Annotated in this window: 2 protein-coding genes; both read left to right on the top strand. The window is 62.5% G+C overall.

Translation table 11 applies throughout. The annotated features are described in order from the left end of the window. Positions 1-150: 150 nt before the first annotated feature. On the top strand, positions 151-333 hold the full coding sequence (locus GPA_RS09125) for a type II toxin-antitoxin system HicA family toxin (protein ID WP_015539686.1): 183 nt from the start codon (positions 151-153) through the stop codon (positions 331-333). A 29-nt stretch (positions 334-362) separates the two neighbouring features. Continuing rightward, positions 363-851 (top strand): type II toxin-antitoxin system HicB family antitoxin, encoded by a 489-nt coding sequence (locus tag GPA_RS09130; RefSeq protein ID WP_015539687.1) that lies wholly within the window; start codon positions 363-365, stop codon positions 849-851. Positions 852-962: the final 111 nt, after the last annotated feature.

Consider the following 962-nt stretch of genomic DNA (forward strand, 5'->3'; position numbering starts at 1 on the left):
CGCCAGCGCCCGTAGGCGCGCCTGGCGCAGGGCGACGGGCGCTGGGGACACACGACCCCGCGAAACCGATACGGAGCAACGCCCGCCTCCCTCCCCTTTCGCACTTGATTAATTCTTAATTATAGTTTATAATTTTTAGGAAGGACGACCATGGTCAAGAGACGCGACCTTGTCAAGGAAGTCGAAGCCCAAGGGCTGAAAAACTACGGCGGGGCGAGCCACGATATCTTCAAGAAACCGGGATTCACGACATCGATCCCACGGCACAGGGAAATCGACGAAAACATGGCGAGGGCGATCAGGAAGCAAGCGGGCATCGAGGGAAAACGCTAGCCTGGTTCGAAAATGGAAGGAATTGATCCATGCTGCATGTCTACGAATTCGAAGTTTTCAAGGGGCAGGACGGTTGGCTACTCGCCTTTCCGTTCGACTTCGACGGAGGAACCCAAGGGGCCGACTTGGCCGAAGTCTCGGCCATGGCGGCCGACTGGCTCAAGCTTGAAATAGAGTTTCGCCTCATGGACGGCAGGGATATCCCCGAGGCAACATTTGGCCACGAGCCGACGCATGAGGACGGTCGCATCCTGCTCGTAGCCGTGGAGGCGAGCCTCGACACCGTCCCCGCCGTGACGGCATCCGAGGCGGCGGAGCTTCTCGGAGTGTCCCGCGCACGCGTCTCCCAAATGCTCAAGTCCGGCCTGCTCATGGGCTTCCGCAAAGGGCGCGACTCGTTCATCACGCGCTACAGCGTCGACGCCCGCCTGCGCGAGAAGCCTAAGGCGGGACGGCCGAAGAAGGCAGCGTCGAAGCCCAAGCCGAAAGCGGCGGCGAAACCGGCGGAAGCCCGCTAGGAAACGAGCGGAGGGACGGGCTCGCGCCCGCCCCTCCAGCGGCCTCCACGCGCAGGCCGCTCCGCTCACTGCCACGCCCATCCTTGCCCTTCCATCTGCGGCACGGTCGCG

Origin of the sequence: Gordonibacter pamelaeae 7-10-1-b (assembly GCF_000210055.1) — a bacterium.
GTDB classification, from domain to species: Bacteria; Actinomycetota; Coriobacteriia; order Coriobacteriales; family Eggerthellaceae; genus Gordonibacter; species Gordonibacter pamelaeae.